At 69.4% G+C, this 18,309-nt stretch carries 14 protein-coding genes; 12 read left to right on the forward strand and 2 right to left on the reverse strand.

Going from position 1 to position 18,309, the window contains the following annotated elements:
• Window positions 1-29: 29 nt before the first annotated feature.
• The 7 genes from CLV68_RS19650 to CLV68_RS36075 all read left to right on the forward strand — a co-directional run bounded on the left by CLV68_RS19650 (window position 30) and on the right by CLV68_RS36075 (window position 7,106).
• On the forward strand, window positions 30-209 hold the full coding sequence (locus CLV68_RS19650) for a thiomuracin/GE37468 family thiazolyl RiPP peptide (RefSeq protein WP_121392245.1): 180 nt from the start codon (window positions 30-32) through the stop codon (window positions 207-209).
• A 111-nt stretch (window positions 210-320) separates the two neighbouring features.
• Window positions 321-2,969, forward strand: a complete 2,649-nt coding sequence (locus CLV68_RS19655) for a lantibiotic dehydratase (RefSeq protein ID WP_170224451.1) — start codon at window positions 321-323, stop codon at window positions 2,967-2,969.
• Complete coding sequence (locus CLV68_RS19660) at window positions 2,962-3,939, forward strand: lantibiotic dehydratase C-terminal domain-containing protein (protein WP_121392247.1); 978 nt, start codon at window positions 2,962-2,964, stop codon at window positions 3,937-3,939. The genes CLV68_RS19655 and CLV68_RS19660 overlap by 8 nt, the downstream gene beginning before the upstream one ends.
• Entirely contained in the window at window positions 3,936-5,021 is a 1,086-nt protein-coding gene (locus tag CLV68_RS19665) for a thiopeptide maturation pyridine synthase (RefSeq protein WP_170224452.1), read from the forward strand. The genes CLV68_RS19660 and CLV68_RS19665 overlap by 4 nt, the downstream gene beginning before the upstream one ends.
• Before the next feature lie 4 nt (window positions 5,022-5,025).
• On the forward strand, window positions 5,026-6,447 hold the full coding sequence (locus tag CLV68_RS19670) for a SagB family peptide dehydrogenase (protein WP_121392248.1): 1,422 nt from the start codon (window positions 5,026-5,028) through the stop codon (window positions 6,445-6,447).
• A 324-nt stretch (window positions 6,448-6,771) separates the two neighbouring features.
• Complete coding sequence (locus CLV68_RS36070) at window positions 6,772-6,948, forward strand: flavin reductase (RefSeq protein ID WP_483902891.1); 177 nt, start codon at window positions 6,772-6,774, stop codon at window positions 6,946-6,948.
• A complete protein-coding gene (locus CLV68_RS36075; protein WP_246009981.1) occupies window positions 6,945-7,106 on the forward strand; it encodes a flavin reductase family protein in 162 nt (53 codons plus the stop codon). Before CLV68_RS36070 ends, CLV68_RS36075 begins: the two co-directional genes overlap by 4 nt.
• On the opposite strand, the gene CLV68_RS19680 is transcribed toward CLV68_RS36075, so the two are convergent.
• A complete protein-coding gene (locus CLV68_RS19680) occupies window positions 7,096-7,695 on the reverse strand; it encodes a CBS domain-containing protein (protein WP_121392249.1) in 600 nt (199 codons plus the stop codon). The genes CLV68_RS36075 and CLV68_RS19680 overlap by 11 nt on opposite strands.
• A gap of 193 nt (window positions 7,696-7,888) precedes the next feature.
• On the opposite strand from CLV68_RS19680, the gene CLV68_RS19685 reads away from it, so the two are divergent.
• The 3 genes from CLV68_RS19685 (at window position 7,889) to lexA (ending at window position 11,437) form a co-directional block, all read left to right on the forward strand.
• Window positions 7,889-8,830: an Acg family FMN-binding oxidoreductase gene (locus CLV68_RS19685; RefSeq protein WP_121392250.1), complete on the forward strand. Its 942-nt coding sequence runs from the start codon at window positions 7,889-7,891 to the stop codon at window positions 8,828-8,830.
• Between the two features lie 102 nt (window positions 8,831-8,932).
• Window positions 8,933-10,771 carry a S8 family serine peptidase gene (locus CLV68_RS19690; protein WP_246009982.1) on the forward strand — a complete coding sequence of 613 codons (1,839 nt, stop codon included), beginning with the start codon at window positions 8,933-8,935 and terminating at the stop codon, window positions 10,769-10,771.
• 21 nt (window positions 10,772-10,792) lie between these two features.
• A complete protein-coding gene (lexA, locus tag CLV68_RS19695) occupies window positions 10,793-11,437 on the forward strand; it encodes a transcriptional repressor LexA (protein ID WP_121392251.1) in 645 nt (214 codons plus the stop codon).
• Between the two features lie 270 nt (window positions 11,438-11,707).
• On the opposite strand, the gene CLV68_RS19700 is transcribed toward lexA, so the two are convergent.
• Window positions 11,708-14,305 (reverse strand): helix-turn-helix transcriptional regulator, encoded by a 2,598-nt coding sequence (locus tag CLV68_RS19700; RefSeq protein ID WP_121392252.1) that lies wholly within the window; start codon window positions 14,303-14,305, stop codon window positions 11,708-11,710.
• 218 nt (window positions 14,306-14,523) lie between these two features.
• On the opposite strand from CLV68_RS19700, the gene CLV68_RS19705 reads away from it, so the two are divergent.
• Both CLV68_RS19705 and CLV68_RS19710 read left to right on the forward strand, forming a co-directional pair.
• Entirely contained in the window at window positions 14,524-16,098 is a 1,575-nt protein-coding gene (locus CLV68_RS19705; protein WP_121392253.1) for a S8 family peptidase, read from the forward strand.
• On the forward strand, window positions 16,095-17,912 hold the full coding sequence (locus tag CLV68_RS19710) for a trypsin-like serine protease (protein ID WP_121392254.1): 1,818 nt from the start codon (window positions 16,095-16,097) through the stop codon (window positions 17,910-17,912). Before CLV68_RS19705 ends, CLV68_RS19710 begins: the two co-directional genes overlap by 4 nt.
• The last annotated feature ends 397 nt before the right edge of the window (window positions 17,913-18,309 follow it).

The following is an 18,309-nucleotide window of genomic DNA, read 5'->3' on the forward strand; positions in this document are numbered from 1 at the left end:
CACCGCCATGAACGAGAGGAGTGCCTTTAATGAGCGTACCCAACCTCGACTTCGATCTCGAGAACCTCCCCATGGACGTTTTCGACCTGGGCCAGAACGGCCTGACGATCGAGTCGCTGACCTCCGGCCACGGCATGGTGGAGAACGGCGCTTCCGTGCCTTGCCCTAGCGTCTGCAGCACGTCGACCATCTCGTGCAGTAGCAGCTGAGAAGAGCCGGTCGGGTCGGTGATCTTCACCGACCCGACCGGGTCGTCACCGCCGGACACGGGGAATCGAGACGGAATGAGCACGCTACCGACCTTGCACAACGGGACCCGGGTGGCCAACCCGCTGATCGTCCGCCGTGGTGGACTGCCCTTGAACTCGTTGGACCGCCTGCGGTTCGAGCAGAGTTTCGCCGCGGCCACCGAGATCGTCCGATCGCGTGATCGTCTCGTCGCGGAAGGCACCACACTGGCGGACGCGCTGTACTCGGTGATCGGTGAGCTGGCGGACGCTGCCGGAAAGCCAGGGCTGGTCGGATTGCGGCGAGCTCTGCACAGCATGAGACCACCTGCCGCCAAGGAGTGGAACGACACCACGTGCTCAGCGCTCCCGTCGGAGATCGCCGCCAGGGTATCGGCATGGGTCACCGACCTGCGGCGCCACGAACGGGAACGTGCTGGCCTCGCCGATGTCTTGGCCGCAGAGCGGTGCGAGAAGCAGGAGGTGCTGCGCTACGAGAGCGCACAACATGGCTTTCGCCGGGCCTTGTCGCAAGCGAGCGCGACGTTGTACGCCGAGCTCGACAAGTGGCTGGCCGACCCGCAACACCGGCCTCGTGAGCAGGTGATGGTCCGGCTGGTCAAGTACATGTCCCGGGCTGCGATGAAGACCAGCCCCTACAGCACGTTCACCGTGACCGGCGCCGGGACGTGGACGGAGGCGGGTGCCGCCGCGCACTTCACGAACGCGTCCGTCGCCGGTGTGGTTGAGTTGGACGGTTTTCTCCTACGCCAGCTGAGCGGTCTGCTGTGTGAAGACCCCAGGCTAGCCCCGTTCCTGACGGTTCGGGTCAATCCAAGCGCCACGGTCAGCGACAACCGGGTGACGTTCACCGGGCCATCGCCGCGGGAGCCGATAGTCACCATGCCCGTGAATGCCGCCGTGCGCGCGTGCCTTGAGATCTTGTCCGAACACCCGCCCACGTCGTTCACCGAACTGCACGAACGTCTGTCGGACGGCGCGGACCCGGCCGTGGTACGGCTGTTTCTCGGGGCGTTGCTGGACGCGGGTCTGCTGGAGCGCCAGCTCCCCTTCACCGACCAGGAACTGGACCCGCTCGAGGTGCTGTGCGACTGGACTACGACCGTTGGCGGAGACGACTTCACCCACATCGTGTCCTTGCTCCAACGCGTCCGAAGGGCACTACGGGCGTCGGTGCCGGTACCGGACGTCGAGGCGCAGGTCGCCCGCCAGAACGAGCTCAAGCAGGCTGTGATCGACCTTGGTACCGGGTTGGGCCTGCCACTGGACCACACCCAGAGGCAGGGCAGCTTCATGTTCCGTGAGAACGCCGTGTTCACCAGTCCGGTGGTCGAGTGCTCCACGGCCCACTGGCAACCCGCATTGGACGACCTCGATGTGGTTCGCAGGTGGATGGCACCCTTTGACTTGGCGCTACCCCTTCGGATCGTTCTCGGCACCTTCGTCGGAGAGCGGTTCGGCCAGGGTGCGCGAGTCCCCCTCTTGGCGGTCCACCGGGCCGTCCAGGAATCGGTGGCAGCGGGCCCGTCATCGAGCATGAGCGACGCCGAGCAGGAGATCGTGCGATTTCTCAGCAGCTCGCCGCTCGATCAGATGACAGGGGATGCCCACAGCCCGGTTGCCCGGCTCCGGCAGCTCAATCGAGTACGTGCACAGGCTCGTGGCGCGCTGCTGAGCGGTACGCGGGCACCCACTGCCACGCAGGTCGATCCCGTGTTGTTGAGCGAGATGATCGCGACGTGGCCACTGTGGATCGCAGCACCCAGGTCGTTGGCCTGCTATGTGCAACTCCTTCCCGGGGAGGAGATGGGCCTCGTCCTCAACTCGGCCCACACCGGGCATGGCCGTGGCCGCAGCAGGTCATTGCAGTTGATCAAAGATGCGGGCGGAACCACACCTCCGCTCGCCATCGAGCACAACGCGGTCGGGACACCTGTGGACGCTGAGCTAGGTGGCCTGGCGGTCTCGGCGCTCAACCGGCGCGTAGCGAGCCTGCCGTACGAGATCGACTATCCGCTGGCGGTCAGCGGCCGCCCGGCCGAGGAACGGATCACGCTGGGTGAACTGCTCGTGGTGCACGACCCCGAGTCACAACTGGTCCGCCTGTTCTCCCCCGCGCTCGGCCGAGACGTCCGATCCCTGCACGTGGGGATGATGTCGGACTTCTTGCTCCCCCCGGTCGCTCGGCTGCTGACACAGGCATTCGGTGCCACCCACTACGTGCACCCGAGCATCCCTTTGGTGGCGACCCACAGCGATCTCACCACCCCGGCGGGGATCGTGCACCATCCCCGGATCACGGTCGGTCGGGTTGTCGTGCAACGTGAGCGATGGGTCGTGCCGATCACCGAGGTGCCCGTTCGGGAAAAGGGAGAGAGCGCAGACTCCCACCTGCTCCGGTTGGTCGACTGGCTGCACACCACGTCCATCCCGGCGCAGTGCTTCGTCCGGGTGTGGACCGGCCTGTCGACGAGTCACGAACTCGGGCCGAACGGGTGGGAGAACTGGGTCTTCGACAAGTCGCGCAAACCTGTCTACGTGGACTTCGCCAACTGGTACCTGGTGATGGCCTTCGACAAGATGCTGCGTGACTCGGCTCAAGCCGTGGTGTTCGAGGAAGTTCTGCCCTCACACGCGGGAGCATCCGCCACCGGTCAGGACGATCGACGAGCAACGGAGTTCCTCGTCGAGCTCACCGGGCAGGTCGACCACGATGCATGACACCGGATACGTCAGCGCACACGCGTTCTACCAAGGCGACTTGGACACACTCATCGTGCAAGGGCTCCCGGGCATCCTCGATGACCTGCGTGGCAGGCGGCTCGTGGACGACTTCTTCTTCCTGCGCTACTGGGATGGTGGCACGCACCTGCGACTCCGGGTACGCCCCGGCCCGGATACCGAGCGCCGCCTGGTCGAGGATCTCATCACCAGCCGGTTCAGCGAGTTCTTCGCCAGGTCGCCTGCGAACCACACCATGTCGCAGGAGGAGTATGGCGCTCTGGCCGCGTCACTGGCCGAGTGGGAAGGGGTCCCATCGCACGTCGAGCAGCTGTACCCCAACAACTCCGTTGCGCTGATCCCCTATCAACCCGAGCATGAGAGGTATGGACGCGGCGCCTCGCTGGCTGCAGCTGAACGGCATTTCGGCGACTCCAGCAGGATCGCGCTAGCCATGCTGGCCCGGGGGCTATCACCGGATGAGCGCACGACCGCGGCAGCGTCGATGATCATGCTGGCTTGGTTCAGCGTTGAGCCAGACCCTGGTCGGCTACGGCGGGCGATCACTGTGTCGAGGTACACCGATACCCTGTTGGGTAAGGAGAAGGACCTGGTCCAACGCGGCCACGGCCAGGTCGTCCGGTTGGCCCGGCATATGTTCGCCCTCTCCGCTCACGCACCGGGACTGCGCAATGATGGCCTGCTCGTGCGTTGGGCACGATCCGCGGCCACTCTGGTGGACGAGCTCGCAGCAGAGGTGGCGAGCGGGGCCTTCTCCCCACCGAGCCGCGGCTGGGAGGGCTCCGAGGCGGCCTCGACCATCGAGCCGCGGTTACGCGTGCTTCCTGTTATCGACATCTGCGCCCATCTCCTGTGCAACCGGCTCGGCGTCTCCATCGCCGAGGAAGCCGTTATCCGGGTACGCCTGCTCAACGCGCTCGAGACTCTTTCCATGGAGGACGTGACGTGACTCAGTGGCACGCGGTGCACATCCACTACCACGACGATCCGGATCCCTTGATCATCGGTGGCATACGCCCGCTGTTCCAACGGCTCGCCGGAGTGGTGACCGGGATGTACTACACGAGGCACTGGCGCCTCGGGCCACACCTGCGGTTGCGTTTTCGCTGCACGGAGCGGGCCTTCGCACGGGCTGTGCGCCCTGCGGTCGAGGACGTGATCGGCGGTTTCCTGGCCGCTCGTCCCTCCACGAGCGAGCTGGACCCTGACTCGTTCTTGACGGCACACCAACGCTTGGCGGATCTGGAACAAGAACCTGGCGCTTTGGTGCCCTGGCATCCCGACAACTCGTTCCACGTCGCTGACCAGACCCCGCGAGTGGAGGTGCACGGCGGGCTCGCCATGGCGGACTTACTGGACGACTTCTACTCCGACACGACGGAACTAGCCCTGCAGACAACCCAACGAGTACCGCGGGGCAGCGCGCGCCTGGCCTTGGGGTTCGACCTGATGGTCGCGGTCGCGCACGCATTGTCCGGAGTGGGCATCACCGGAGGGTGCCTGTCGTACCGTTCGCACGCGGAGGCATTCCTATGCACCTTCCCCGAAGGCACCGGACTGCGTCCCGCATGGGACGACCACTACCGGCTGCACTCGAGTGCTCTACTCGCCCGCCTGCGAAACGTGACAGCCGGATTGGGCAACGGCGGAGCGGCGGAGTCACCCATCACCGCCTGGGTCGAGGTCCTCAACGATTACCAGGGCCGGGCAACGCGGCTGATGGACCAAGGACTGTTTGCCATGCCCCAAGGCGACGCTAGGTCAGAACTCGACCTGGCCCGGAGAAGTCCACTGCACCAGGCAGGATTCGCCAACCCGCGGTGGCTGGAGGTACGCGAGTCGGCAGGCTTCCTGCTCTACCGACTCATGATCAACTACACCTACCTGCACCTGAGCAGGCTGGGCGTGGCGCCCGTGGAGCGGTTTCAGCTATGCCACCTCGCCGCTAGTGCAGTCGAGGATCTCCACGGTGTCTCGGCGCTCAGCATGATGACGTACGGCGTCAACGCCCCCCTGCCCGAAACCAGGTGACACCATGCGATCGAGCCCTGTGAACGTTGCCACGACCAGCGAGTACACCGAGATGTTCCAGCTACGCCCTGGGGTGTTCAGCGCGAGGTCGGCGACCGAGGAGGTCCACCTCGTGCGGTGGCAGCTCTGGCAGCACGACGAGTCGTTCGGCAAGCTCTCCGAGGACCAGGCTAGAGCCCTCGAGCGGTTGGCCGCAGGTCCGTGCTCCGCTATGGACCTCAGCCAGGGCGTGGACGAGCCCGCGCCCCTGGTGCGGGCGTTGCGGGCAGGCGGCTGGCTGACCACAATCGTGTACGAGGGTGACCGCGCTCTGTACACGGTCCTACCGCTCGACCCGCCCCCCGCCGAGACGGTCACCTCGGAGTGCGAGCTGGTGTTGTCCAGGTTCGCCGTGATGCGGCGCGAAGGCGATGGCCTGGTAGTGGAGTCACCTGTCGCCTGGGCTCAGATGCACATCCACGACCCGCAGCTGGCCGCGATCTTGATGGGCGCGGATGGGGGGTCTGCCTCGGGTGTTCGCACCAGGTTCGAGAAGGACCTACGCCTGAGTGGGCTGCTCGTACCGGCGGGGAGTGAGGAAACCAATCCGGCCAGCAGCCAGTGGCGCTCCCATGAGCTGTGGTTCCACCAGCGGAGCAGGAGGGGCAATGGAGGGTACTTCGGCGCCGGGTATGGCCGCACCCAGTGGGCGCATGGTGCGATGGATCTGTTGCCCGCTCGCAGGACGTCCTTCTCCGCCCCCGCCATCGAACTCTATCGACCCGAGTTGGCGGCGCTTCGCCTGGAGGACACGACTTTGACCACTGCGGTGGAAGAGCGCAGATCGGTGCGGGTGCACGACGACACCAGCCCGATGACCGCCGACCAACTCGGCGAGTTCCTGTTCCGGTGCGCTCGGGTTCGCGGTACGTTCGTGGCCGACGGAATCGAGTACGCGAGCCGCCCACTGCCCTCCGGCGGAGGCGTCGCCGAGCTGGAGCTGTACCCGGTCGTGCGACAGGTCGAGGGACTAGCCCCGGGGATGTACCACTACGACTCCCACGCCCACCAGCTCCGGATGGCCCGAGGACCCGGTCACGAGGTCACCCGCTTGTTGCGCACCGCGGCGCACACTGCGGTCGTGCAGACAAGGCCCCAGGTGCTCATAGTCATCTCGGCCCGCTTCGGCAGGCTGATGCGAACCTACGAAGAGATGCCCTACTCGATCGTGCTCAAGCACGTGGGCGTGCTCTACCAGACCATGTACCTCGTCGCCACAGCGATGGGGCTTGCCCCCTGCGGGCTCGGCGGCGGAGACGCTGCCGCCTTCACCGCCGCCATCGGTGCCGACCCCCTGATGGAAGCAAGCGTGGGCGAGTTCATGCTCGGCAGCCGTCCGCCCGGGGACGAGTACAGAGACACCTCTGCTCACGAGCCCGCTGAGTGATGACCGAGGTCCGAACAGACAGACCTAGCCCTCCCCTCCGCGAGACGGCATCGGACAGCTCGGGCCGTATCGGCCCGCTTCAGCGCGGCCCACAGATGTCGACTCGCAGTAACGAACCAGAAGCCAGTCGTCTTCAGTGCACTCAAGCGATCACGGCAATATCCGCTGCTCTGTATCACCCTGCCGGGGAACCATCACGAGTTGTCATGGGTGGTGATCGGGAAACGTTGTTGGACTTGGTTGTGGGTGGTGGGTGAGGGTGGGTGGGTGACTGACTCGCCGCAGGTTTGGGTGCTGGGGGCGCGTGGGGCTTTGGGGGTGGGGGTGGGGCCTGGGCGGTTGCGGGCGGCGTTCGGGGCGTTTCCCAGTGGGGTTGTGGCGGTGGTGGCTCGGGTCGGGGGGCGGGTGGTGGGGTTGGTGGCCAGTTCGTTCACCTCCGTGTCGTTCGAGCCGCCGTTGGTGTCGTTCTCGATCAGACCTCGGGGCCTGGCGGTGCGGTGACGCTCACCGAGGGGGTGGCCTGGTTCGACACGACGATCGAGCGGCACATCGAGGCTGGGGATCACACGATCGTCCTCTTGCGACTGCACGCGGTGGCGCACGTGGAGCACCCGCTGCCGTTGGTCTTCCACCGGAGTCGGTTCGGTCTCAACCGGTGACGCGGGTGACCCTGGCCGAGGTTATGCCGGGGATCGAGGTGGCCAGGACCTCGGCGACGTGGTGGTCGGTGGGGTCGTCGTGGGTGTCGGTGATCGTGGCGGTGCCGTCGGTCACGTCGATGGTCCAGCGGGCGGGGTCGCCGTAGAGGGTCAGGCGGTGGCGCAGAGCGGTGGCGAGGGCCCTGTCGTCGCGGGTCAGCAGGTGGAGCAGGTCGGCGCGGGTTGTGATGCCCACCAGGCGATCGCCGGTGACGATGGGCAGGGCGCGCAGGGCGTTGTCGCGCATCGTGGTGACCAGGTCGGCGATGTCGGTGCCCGCGGCGGCGCGGGGAGCCGGGGTGGTCATGATCCCGGCGACGGTGTTCGGGGGTGGTACCGCGGCGGGGTGCAGGTGGCGGAAGCGGGGATCGCGGGGGAAGCGGTCGCGGACGATGTCAGCCTCGGTGACGACGCCGAGGAGTCCGCCGTCGGCGGAAACCACCGGCAGGGTGGTGAAACCGTGGGAATCCAGCAGTTCGGCGGCGTGCTTCACGGTCGTCGTCGGGGTCACCGTGACCACCGGGCTGGTCATGACGTCGCGGGCGCGCATGGCGGACCTCCTCGTTCGGCGTGATCCCCAGGCTAGGCGTCCTGGCCTGCCCGGCAGCACCACCGTTGGTCCCGGGATTGGCGTCCACATCGGACCCGGCGCACGGGACCAAGGTCCCGCGGTCACAGGGCCAGCGGCCGGTACCGCGCGGTGGTCGGGCGCGGCAGGGTGGTGGTGACACGGGAGGGAAGTCATGTCCACCACCGTTTCGACCGTGCACGCCGCCATCTCGGCCGCCGTGCGGGCGCCGTCGCCGTTCAACACCCAGCCCTGGCTGTTCGCCGCTCACCCGGACCGGGTGGACCTGTGGCTCGACCGGTCCCGGGTGATGACCGTGACCGATCCCGACGCGCACGAGGCCCGGGTCGGTTGCGGTGCCGCGCTGCACACGCTGCGGCTGGCCCTGGCCGTGTCCGGCCACCGCACCGAGGTTCACGTGCTGCCCGACAGAACCCGGCCGGACCTGCTGGCCACCGTGCTGCTCGACGGGAAGTACCGGCCGACGCCGCACGAACGCGCACTCTCGGAAGCCGTGTGGCGCAGGCACACCAACCGCAGACCTTTCCTGGACCGACCGGTCCCGTCTCCGGCGAAGACGGCGTTGATGCGCGCGGCGACGGTCGAGGGTGCGCAGCTGCACCTGATGGACCAGCCCGCCGAGGTGGGCGCGGTCGCGGACCTGGTTCGGCGCGCCGACCACGTGCTCAGCCAGGACTCGGCGCACGTCGACGAAGTACACGCCTGGATCGGCCGCCAGGGCCGGTCGGACGGTGTCCCGGTCGCCGCGTCCGGCCGTCCCTCCACACCGGACACACTCATCGTGTTGCGGGAGCTGGGTTCGCCCGCTCCCGCCGTTCCGTTCGAGCGCCTGCCACTGCTCGGCGTCCTCACCACGGTCGGCGACACCCACAGCGACCACCTCGCGGCAGGTCAAGCGCTCCAGGCGGTCTTGTTGCAGGCGTGCGCGGCCGGACTCGCCGTATCGCCGTTGTCCCAACCGATCGAGGTGCCCGCGACCCGGGACGCCCTCAGCGCGCACGTCGGCGCGGCGGCGCACCTGGTGCTGCGGATCGGGTACGGCCACTCGGGCACGACGACCCCGCGGCGCCCGGTCTCGGAGGTCGTCCTGGACTGAACGGGTGACGAGCCGCGGCATTCCGGTGATGGCCCGCTGATCACCGGTCGCGCCCGCACCGCCGTTCCTAGCGTGCGATGCAGCGCGAACGGGGAGGTCGGGGTGGGCAAGGCACTTTCGTTGTCGATGGCCGTCGTTGTCGGGTTGGTCAGCGTGACGCCATCGGCCGCGGCGGAGGCGAGCAGCGGCTACGTGGTCGTCCTGAAGGACGGTCGGGCACCCGCGGCCGAATACGCCGTGCGGCAGACCTTCCGGCACGCTGTGAACGGGTTCTCCACGGACCTGACGCCCCGGCAGGCGCAAGCGTTGGCGGCTGACCCGGCGGTGGCGTACGTCCAGCCGAACAGGCGGGTCCGCGCGGACACGACGCAGACCTACCCGCCGTCCTGGGGGCTGGACCGGATCGACCAGCGCGACGGCGACCTCGACGACGCCTACACCTATTCGACCACCGCGTCGAACGTCACCGCCTACGTGATCGACACCGGCGTCTACACCGCGAACACCGACTTCGGCGGCCGCGCGACCTGGGGCACGAACACCTCGGGTGACGGCAAGGACGCCGACTGCCACGGCCACGGGACCCACGTCGCGGGCACCATCGGCGGGGCGCGCCACGGTGTCGCCAAGGGGATCAACGTTGTCGCGGTGAAGGTCCTCGACTGCAACGGGAACGGAACGACCGAGACCGTTGCGGCGGGCATCGACTGGGTGATCGCGCACCACACCTCAGGGCCCGCCGTGGCGAACCTCAGCCTCGGCGGCGAGGCGGACCCGGTGCTCGACGCGGCGATCCGGCGGTTGATCGCGGACGGGATCACCACGACGGTGTCGGCGGGCAACAGCGGCGCCGACGCGTGCCAGCAATCCCCGGCCAGGACGGCGGAGGCGATCACCGTCGGGTCGACCAGCGAGGGCGACGACCGGTCGTCGTTCTCCAACACCGGCACCTGCGTCGACCTGTTCGCACCCGGCGAGAGCATCACGTCGGCCTGGAAGAGCTACCCGGACTCGACCAACACCCTGAGCGGGACGTCGATGGCCGCACCGCACGTGGCGGGCGCCGCCGCACTGTTGCTCGCGGTCGACCCTGCCACGACACCGGCGCAGGTCGCCGCGCACCTGGTGCTCGACGCCACGCCGGGCAAGATCACCGATGTCGGGCCGGGCTCCCCCAACCGGCTGGTGGTCGTCGGCACCGGGAGCAGGCCCGGGTACCCGATCGTGGCCAACCCCGGCTACCGCGCGCAACGCACCGGCACGCCGATGACCATCCAGGTGGCGGCGAGCGGCGGCACCGCCCCGTACACCTGGTCGGCGGCCGGGCTGCCCACCGGGACGAGCATCGGCGCGAGCACCGGTCTGATCTCCGGGACGCCCACGCAGACGCTGGTGAACAGCCCGGTGACCGTCTCGGCCAAGGACAGCGCGAACCGCACCACGACGGTCCGGTTCCTGGTCACGGTTGTCCCACCGGGGTGGACCTGCCCGTCCGGCGGCCAGAAGCTGGCCAACCCCGGCTTCGAGAGCGGTGACACGGTGTGGTGGACCAGCGGGTACTACGTCGACCGGTGGACGGGCGTCAACGCGCCGCGCACCGGGAGCTGGGCGGTGAAGATCCCCACGACGACCTCCATGGGAAACCACGCGGTCCCCGAGGACGTCCGCATCCCGCAGGAGTGCGCGTGGTCGACACTCACCTTCTGGGTGAAGGTCACCCATCAGGGCGCGAAGGACGACTGGGACAAGCTCCACGTGCGCATCGATGGCAAGACACTCGCAACGGTGCTGGGCAAGACCGCGCCCGCCGGGTACCAGCAGTACACAGTGGACCTGTCGGGCCACGCGGGCAAGACGGTCCGGATCTGGTTCACCACCTGGGGCGACACGGCGAACATCACCGACTTCGTGCTCGACGACGTCGCGGTGACCCTCCGCTGACCGCACCGCTACGATCGCGCGGTGACTACCGACCTGTTCGGGGGCCTGGACGCCTCGACCCTGCCCGAGCGGCAGCAGCGCATCCTGCTCGCGATCCAGGACTGGGTGGTCCGCCACGGCTACTCCCCCAGCACCCGCGAGATCGGCGACGCGGTGGGGCTGCGGTCGGCCTCGGCGGTGTCGCGGCACCTGGCGAGCCTGGAGGACAAGGGTTTCCTGCGCCGGGGTGCGTCGGTCTCGCGGCCGATCGACGTGCGCGACTTCCTCGGCACCCAGGAGTCGGTGCCCGCGGACTCGGTGGGCGTCCCGATCGTCGGCGACATCGCGGCAGGCGCGCCGATCACCGCCGACCAGCACGTCGACGACGTCCTGACCCTGTCGCGCGAGCTGACCGGCCGGGGCACCGTGTTCGCCCTGCGGGTGCGCGGCGACTCGATGGTGGACGCGGCCATCTGCGACGGCGACATCGTCGTGGTGCGCCAGGGCCCCGAGGCGCACTCGGGCCAGGTCGTCGCCGCGATGATCGACGAGGAGGCAACGGTGAAGGTCTACCGCCACCGCAACGGGCACGTGTACCTCGAACCGCGCAACGATGCCTACGACGTGATCGACGGCGACAACGCTGTCATCCTCGGCACCGTGGTGTCGGTCCTGCGCACCATCTGACACCGGACCTCCGCTCCGCGAACACCGCCGAACCGGACAGCGGAGTGGTCGCCTACCCACGGGCTCCGCCTGCCCTGCCAACGTCGTCCGGAGCACGCTCCTAGTCGCGGATCATCAACCCTTTCCGCACGAGGGAAGACAGACTCCATGGGACGACCCACTCGGCGTAGACGGTCACGGTGTCGGTAGGCCCGTTTCCGATAGATACCTACCCGCACACAAAGGCGGCGCCGCAGAGCGCGTCCGACAACTACCTCGGCGACCTGGAGATCACGCCGGTGGGCGACTGACGGTGAGGGTGTCGGGGAAGGTCCTGGCGACCTCGTGGCGGGAGTCGAGGTGGAGTTTGCGCAGGACGTTGGCGACGTGCTGTTCGACTGTGCGGCGGGAGAGGAAGAGGACGTCGGCGATGTCCTGGTTGGAGCGGTGTTGGGCCAGGAGGCGGACGACGTCGCGTTCGCGGGGGGAGAGTTGGTCGCCGTAGCTGCGGCGACCTCGGCGGAGGTGGGGGATGGAGCCGTTGTCGCGCAGGAGGTGGCGGCAGCGGTTGGCGTCGAGGGTCGCGCCCAGGTGTTCCAGGGTGTCGACGACGGTGAGCAGGTCGGCGGTGGCGGCGGTGCGGTGGGTGCGCAGGCGGCAGCGGGCGGTGGACTCGGCGTGGCGGGTCGCGGTGTACCTGGGGCTGCCTTGGCGGGCCAAGGTGTAGTGCGCGGCCGCGGTTTCCACATCACCGTCGGCCTCTGCTACCAGGCCACGACACTCATCGGCCACTATGGACGGTAGGTTCATCGACGCCGTGCACCGCAGCAGCTCGGCGACGAGGCGACGCGCGTCGTCCAGTCGACCCAGCCTGCAGAGCGCGGCGACCGCCGCGGGCACGACCTCGCCTGCCCACGCCCAGTTCCCCTTGTCCCGCAACAACCCCAAGCCCAGCTTGACGGCGTCCTCGACCTCCTCCGACCGGTCGCGGTGCAGCCACATGCGGATGGCTGTGGCGTGCGCGGCGAGCAGCACCGGCACGATCGCGTCCGCCGAGATCGCGGCCAGGTTCCGCTCAGCCCCCGCCCAGTCGCCCGTCGCCAACGCCAGCCAGGCCAGGACCAGCGCCCCCTCGGCCGACCGGGACGCCGCCGCCCGCTCCGCCAGGCCGGTCCACTGTCCACTGTGGAAGTCGAGTACCAACGCGGCCGGGCCTGGCGCGCGGCGCAGGTGGGCACGCGCCAGGTCACGGTGGCCGATCCAGCACGCCGCCTCGGCGATGGCGCGGTGGTCGGCCGTGTCCGCGTGGGCGGGCACCATCGCGAGCATGTCCCAGGCGACCGGGTCCGCGGTGTGCAGCCGGTTGGTCGCCACGGCCGCGAGCAGCGTCGTCCGCCCTGGACCCTCCGGGTACCGCGCCAGCACCCGCTCGCTCCGGTCCATCCACTCCAGGTTCTCCGCCAGCGGCCGCGACCCGAGCGTGGGCGCGGCCAGCACGACCATCCCCCGCGCGGCGACCTCCGGCCGCAAGCCCGCGACGGCCCGCCGCACCTCCCCCACACCCTCGTAGACCCCGGCGCGCACCAACAACAATCCCCGACCGAGCCGCACCTCGGCGCGCGCCGACTCGGTCAACCGGGCGTCGCCGACCAGCTTGGTCAACACCGGTAGACCACCAACGCCGACAACGCCCGCGTACCGCACCGCCAGGCGGCACAGGTCAGCGGCAGACAGTGCTGGCTCCGCTAGCAACGGCTCGATCGCCTCGACCACAACAGAAGCACCCGCAGCAGAATCACGCGCAGGTGCAGTGGAATCCTGCGTGGCCGTGATGACCGCCTCCACCTGCTCGACCCACTCCCCCAACCGTCCAGCCAACCGGGCGTGCTCCGCCAACACCCGCGGCGCCACCCCCGGCATCCCGCGCAACGCCCGCAGCGCGCGCCGGTGCGACTCCACCCGCTCCGGCCCGGTCAACTCGTCGTACACGACCCGCCGGAACACCCCGTTGGCCACTCGGAAGGCGTCCGGCGCGTGCTCCACGAGCACCCCGGTCCGCAGCGCGGCCACCACGGCGTCGCGACCGCCCGACACCCCACCGATCCGCGCCAGGACCTGCGTCGACACCGGCACGTCCACCACGGCAGCGGCGACGACCACCGCCCGCGTGTCCGCGCACGCCCCCTCCAACCGAGTGGCGACATCGTCGTACGCCGCCGCGGGTACAGAGAACCCTGCCGCCACCAGATAGGGCACGCCACCGGTATGCGCCAGCAGCGCGTCGGCGTCGGGGACCAGCGGATCCAGGTCCTCACGGGTGAACGGCCCGAGATCCACCCGCGTGCCGGGAACACCCAACGAGCCGCACCCCGGCCGGTACGTGAGCACGACCGCGACCCGATTCGCAACGGTGCTGATGAGGAACCGCAGCAACGCCCTGGTGTCCTCGTCGGCCCAGTGCGCGTCCTCGACGACCAGGACCACCGGCGCCAGCGCGACGAGCAACTCCCGCACCGCGCGGAACACCAGGTGCCGCCCGGCCGCCTCGTCGACGCGATCCGGCACGGGCGGCAGCAACTCCGCGACCTCCGGGAGCACCGAGCGCAACGCGCCCACCACCGGGTTCAACCGCACCGCGCCGATCTCGGCCACCGCGACCCGCAGCCCGTCGACCACCGGCCCGTACGCGAACGTCCCCACCGACGGCGGCTGGCACACCCCGCGCACCACGCGCCGGTCCCGCACCGCCGGGTCGGCCAGCAGCTCGTCGACGAACCGGGACTTGCCGTGCCCGGTGTCCCCCACGACGTGCAGCGGCGCACCCGCCACGCGGACGGCCCCGACCGCGGCGGCGAGCTCCGCGCGACGCTGCACCAGGACACCGGTCACCGCATTCCCCTTTCGCGATTTCGTGCCTTTCCCAGCCTACGTAGGTAGCGCCACCGGACCTGGCGCGGCGAATAAATGGGTATCTCCACTTAATGGCGTGCGGATTGGCTTACCGGCCCGTTCGGGGAAGGTTGGGCGCTAGTGGTCGCCCGTTCCAACCCTGCTCGCGACCACTCGCCGCAGTGGCGTCGCCCGCGGTGCAGTGAATGGGAGTTTCGATGAATTACAGGTATTCGATGCGGTCGTTGGCCGTGGCGGGCGTGGTGGCGGGCGCGGCGCTCGTCGCCGCGGTGGCCCCCGCCATCGCCGCCCCGGCCGAAGGCACCATCCGCAGCGCGGGCGTCCCCGGCTCCGTCGCTGGCAGCTACATCGTCGTGCTCAAGGACACCGCAGGCGCCCAGGCCGTCAACTCGGTCTCGGCCGACCTGACGAGCAAGTACGGCGGTCAGCGCAAGCTGACCTACTCGGCGGCGCTGAGCGGTTTCTCGGTCTCGATGTCCGAGCAGCAGGCCCGCAGGCTGGCGGCCGACCCGAAGGTCGCCTACGTCGAGCAGGACGGCACCGCGCACGGCTTCGGCGAGCAGCCGAACCCGACCTGGGGCCTGGACCGGATCGACCAGCGCTCGCTGCCCGCCGACAACAAGTACGCCTACCCCAACGACGGCGAGGGCGCGACCGTCTACGTCGTCGACACCGGCGTCTACCGCGGCCACTCGGACTTCGGCGGCCGCGTCACCTCCGGGCGCGACTTCATCGACAACGACGCCGACGCCTCGGACTGCCACGGCCACGGCACGCACGTCGCGGGCACCGTCGGCAGCGCCACCTACGGCGTGGCCAAGAAGGTCAAGATCGTCGCCGTCCGGGTGCTGGACTGCCAGAGCTCGGGCCAGTGGTCGCAGATCATCGGCGGGTTCGACTGGGTCGCGGCCAACGCGGGCGCGAACTCGGTGATGACCGCCAGCCTCGGCGGCAGCTCCAACTCCTCGGTGGACGACGCGGTGGCCAAGGTCGTGCAGAAGGGCATCACCTCGACCATCGCCGCGGGCAACAACAACGGCGACGCCTGCCAGACCAGCCCGGCCCGCACCCCCAGCGCGATCACCGTCGGCGCGTCCGACAACGCCGACAAGCGCTCGCTGTGGACCAACGGCCAGGGCTCGAACTACGGCACCTGCGTCGACCTGTTCGCCCCCGGCACCAACATCCTCTCGACGCTGCAGAACGGCTCGTCCGGGACGATGTCGGGCACCTCGATGGCCACCCCGCACGTGGCGGGCGCCGCGGCGCTGTACCTGACCGCCAAGCCGGGCAGCACCCCGTCGCAGGTCAGCAGCGCGCTGGTCGCCGCGGCCACCCCGGACAAGATCAGCGACCCGAAGGGCTCGCCGAACAAGCTGCTCTACGTCAAGGAGCTCGGTGGCGGCACGCCGCCGAACCCGGGCACCTGCGCCCCGCAGACCAGCTCCGGCGCCGTCGCCATCCCCGACGCGAGCTCCGCTGACTCCCCGGTGACCATGGCCAACTGCACCGGCACCGCGTCGGCGTCGACCACCGTGAAGGTCGACATCGACCACACCTTCACCGCCGACCTCGCCGTCGACCTGGTCGGCCCGTCCGGCGCGGTGTTCAGCCTGCGGCCCTCCGGCGGCCTCGGCGACGCGAACGGCATCCACACCACCTACACCGTCAACGCCTCGGGCGAGCAGAAGAACGGGACCTGGAAGCTGCGGGTCACCGACGTCTACCGCTTCGACACCGGCTCCATCACCTCGTGGACGTTGACCCCGTGACCGCGCCTGACCTGGAGAAGAAGACGATGTTGAGATCCAAGCGCTCCGTGCGCGTCGGCGCGGTGGCGGTGGGTGTCGCGGTGAGCGCGCTCGCGGTCGTCGCGGTCGCCAGCGCCGCCCCGGCCAACGCCAAGGCGGCCAACTTCGAGGGCGACACCCCGGTGCCGGCCCCCGACGCCACCGCCCAGATCTACAAGGGCGTCGACGCCACCCTCTCGGACTACCCGGCCGTCATCGGCGCCCTGCGCGAGGGCGGGTCGCGGCCCAAGGGCCAGTCCTGCACCGGCTCGGTCGTCGGCAAGCGCAGCATCCTGGTCGCCGCGCACTGCTACGACCTGGCGGGCACCAAGACGTTCCTCTACGGGCTCGACGACCTGGCCGTGGGCACCGGCACCACGCTGACGACCAAGTCGTACGAGAAGCACCCGAAGTACGTCAACTTCGACCAGGGCTACGACGTGGCCGTGGTGACCACCAACGAGGACATCCCGCTCTCGCCGGACAAGTGGGCCAAGTTCGCCACCTCCGCCGACGCGGGGAACGTGTGGAAGGTCGGCGACTCGGCGCTGAGCATCGGCTACGGCAAGAAGACCCACGACGACAGCCCGGCCGACGTCTCGCTGGACAAGCAGAACTTCCCGATCGTCAACGGCGACTCGGTCTGCCAGGGCGTCGGCGCCGGGTTCAAGTCGGCGTACATGATCTGCGCCGGGTACCCGGACGGCCGCTCGACCATCCTGCCCGGCGACAGCGGCGGTCCGCTGGTGGTCAACGGCAGGCTCGTCGGCGTCGCGTCGTGGAGCCGGTCGGACTTCAAGTGGTACGGCATCTGGGCCCGGCTCGACAACGAGATGGGCGACTGGGTCAAGGAGAAGGTCGGCTCGACCACGCCGCCCACCACGGAGTTCGGCGTCGCGGTGAACCCGTCCTCGGTGCGGGTCAACGCGGGCGCGAGCGGGTCGGTCGCGGTGAACACCACGGCCGGGGCGACCCCGGAGGACGTGGCGCTGTCGGTGTCCGGCCAGCCCTCGGGCGTGACGGCGACCTTCCAGCCGACGTCGATCAAGACCGGTGAGGGCGCGAAGCTGTCGCTCAGCGTCGCCTCCGGCACCCCGGACGGCACGCACACGCTGACCGTCACCGGCAAGACCGCGTCCGGCACGAAGACGGCGAACCTGACCCTGACCATCGGCCAGGGCGGTCCCGGCGGCGAGTTCGGCCTCGGCGTCAGCCCGTCGGCGCTCAAGGTCGACCCGGGCAAGTCGGCGTCGACGAACATCACCAGCGAGGTCGTCGGCGGCAACCCGGCGCAGATCTCGCTGACCGCCAGCGGCCTGCCCTCCGGCGCGGAGGCGGTGTTCCAGCCCACGACCATCACCTCCGGCCGCACCGGCAAGCTCACCGTCACCACCACGTCGAGCACCCCGAAGGGCGAGTACCGGATCACCATCACCGGCACCTCCGGCTCGGTCAGCAAGCAGGCCACCCTCACCCTGACCGTCGGCGACGGCGGCCAGCAACCGGGCGGCCTCACGGTGACCCTGTCCCCGTCCTCCGGCACGCTCTCCCGCGGCGGCGCGGCCTTCCCGTCCATCCGCGTCACCGGCGCCACCGGCACGGTGACCCTCACCACCAGCGGCGTCCCCTCGGGCGTCACCGCGCAACTGGTCCCCGCGACCATCAGCGGCAGCCAGACCTCGATGCTGTTCCTGACCGCCTCCTTCTCCGCGGCCCCAGGCACTTACACCATCAAGGTCACGGCAACCGGCGGCGGCAAGTCAGGCACAGCGGACTACACCCTGACGATCCGCTAACTGTCGCTAGGTGATCGCGCTCGGGGCCGGGTGGGAGGCTGCAGGACCTCCCACCCGGCCCCACTCTTGTCCGCCTCTCGCCTCACGCGCCCCGGTGCCATGATCGTCCCGGCTGATCCACTTCTGACGACTTTCCCCTCAGGCGCTCCCCACGACCTCGCCACATCGCGTTTCCCCAGGTGGATGCCCGGTGGTCGCCGCGAGATTCACCCGTTCCAGCGACACAAGTTATCCACAGAAGACCCTCCCCACTTCCCCGCCCAAGATCCACCGTCGCCCCCCTGCGATAGACTGGCCTCGGGGACGCCCCCCGGCGTGGGTGGGGGCTGGGCGTCGGCCGGTCGCGGCGCGGTGGGTGATCTTGGGGTGGGGGCTCTGGGGGTGGCGGCGCTGGGGC

The sequence above is a fragment of the Actinokineospora cianjurensis genome (assembly GCF_003663795.1).
Classification (GTDB): Bacteria; Actinomycetota; Actinomycetes; order Mycobacteriales; family Pseudonocardiaceae; genus Actinokineospora; species Actinokineospora terrae.

Coding starts and splice junctions, on each gene's coding strand:
- CLV68_RS19650 (WP_121392245.1), top strand. CDS start 30: ATGAGCGTACCCAACCTCGACTTCGATCTCGAGAACCTCCCCATGGAC.
- CLV68_RS19660 (WP_121392247.1), top strand. CDS start 2,962: ATGCATGACACCGGATACGTCAGCGCACACGCGTTCTACCAAGGCGAC.
- CLV68_RS19670 (WP_121392248.1), top strand. CDS start 5,026: ATGCGATCGAGCCCTGTGAACGTTGCCACGACCAGCGAGTACACCGAG.
- CLV68_RS19680 (WP_121392249.1), bottom strand. CDS start 7,695: ATGCGCGCCCGCGACGTCATGACCAGCCCGGTGGTCACGGTGACCCCG.
- CLV68_RS19685 (WP_121392250.1), top strand. CDS start 7,889: ATGTCCACCACCGTTTCGACCGTGCACGCCGCCATCTCGGCCGCCGTG.
- CLV68_RS19705 (WP_121392253.1), top strand. CDS start 14,524: ATGAATTACAGGTATTCGATGCGGTCGTTGGCCGTGGCGGGCGTGGTG.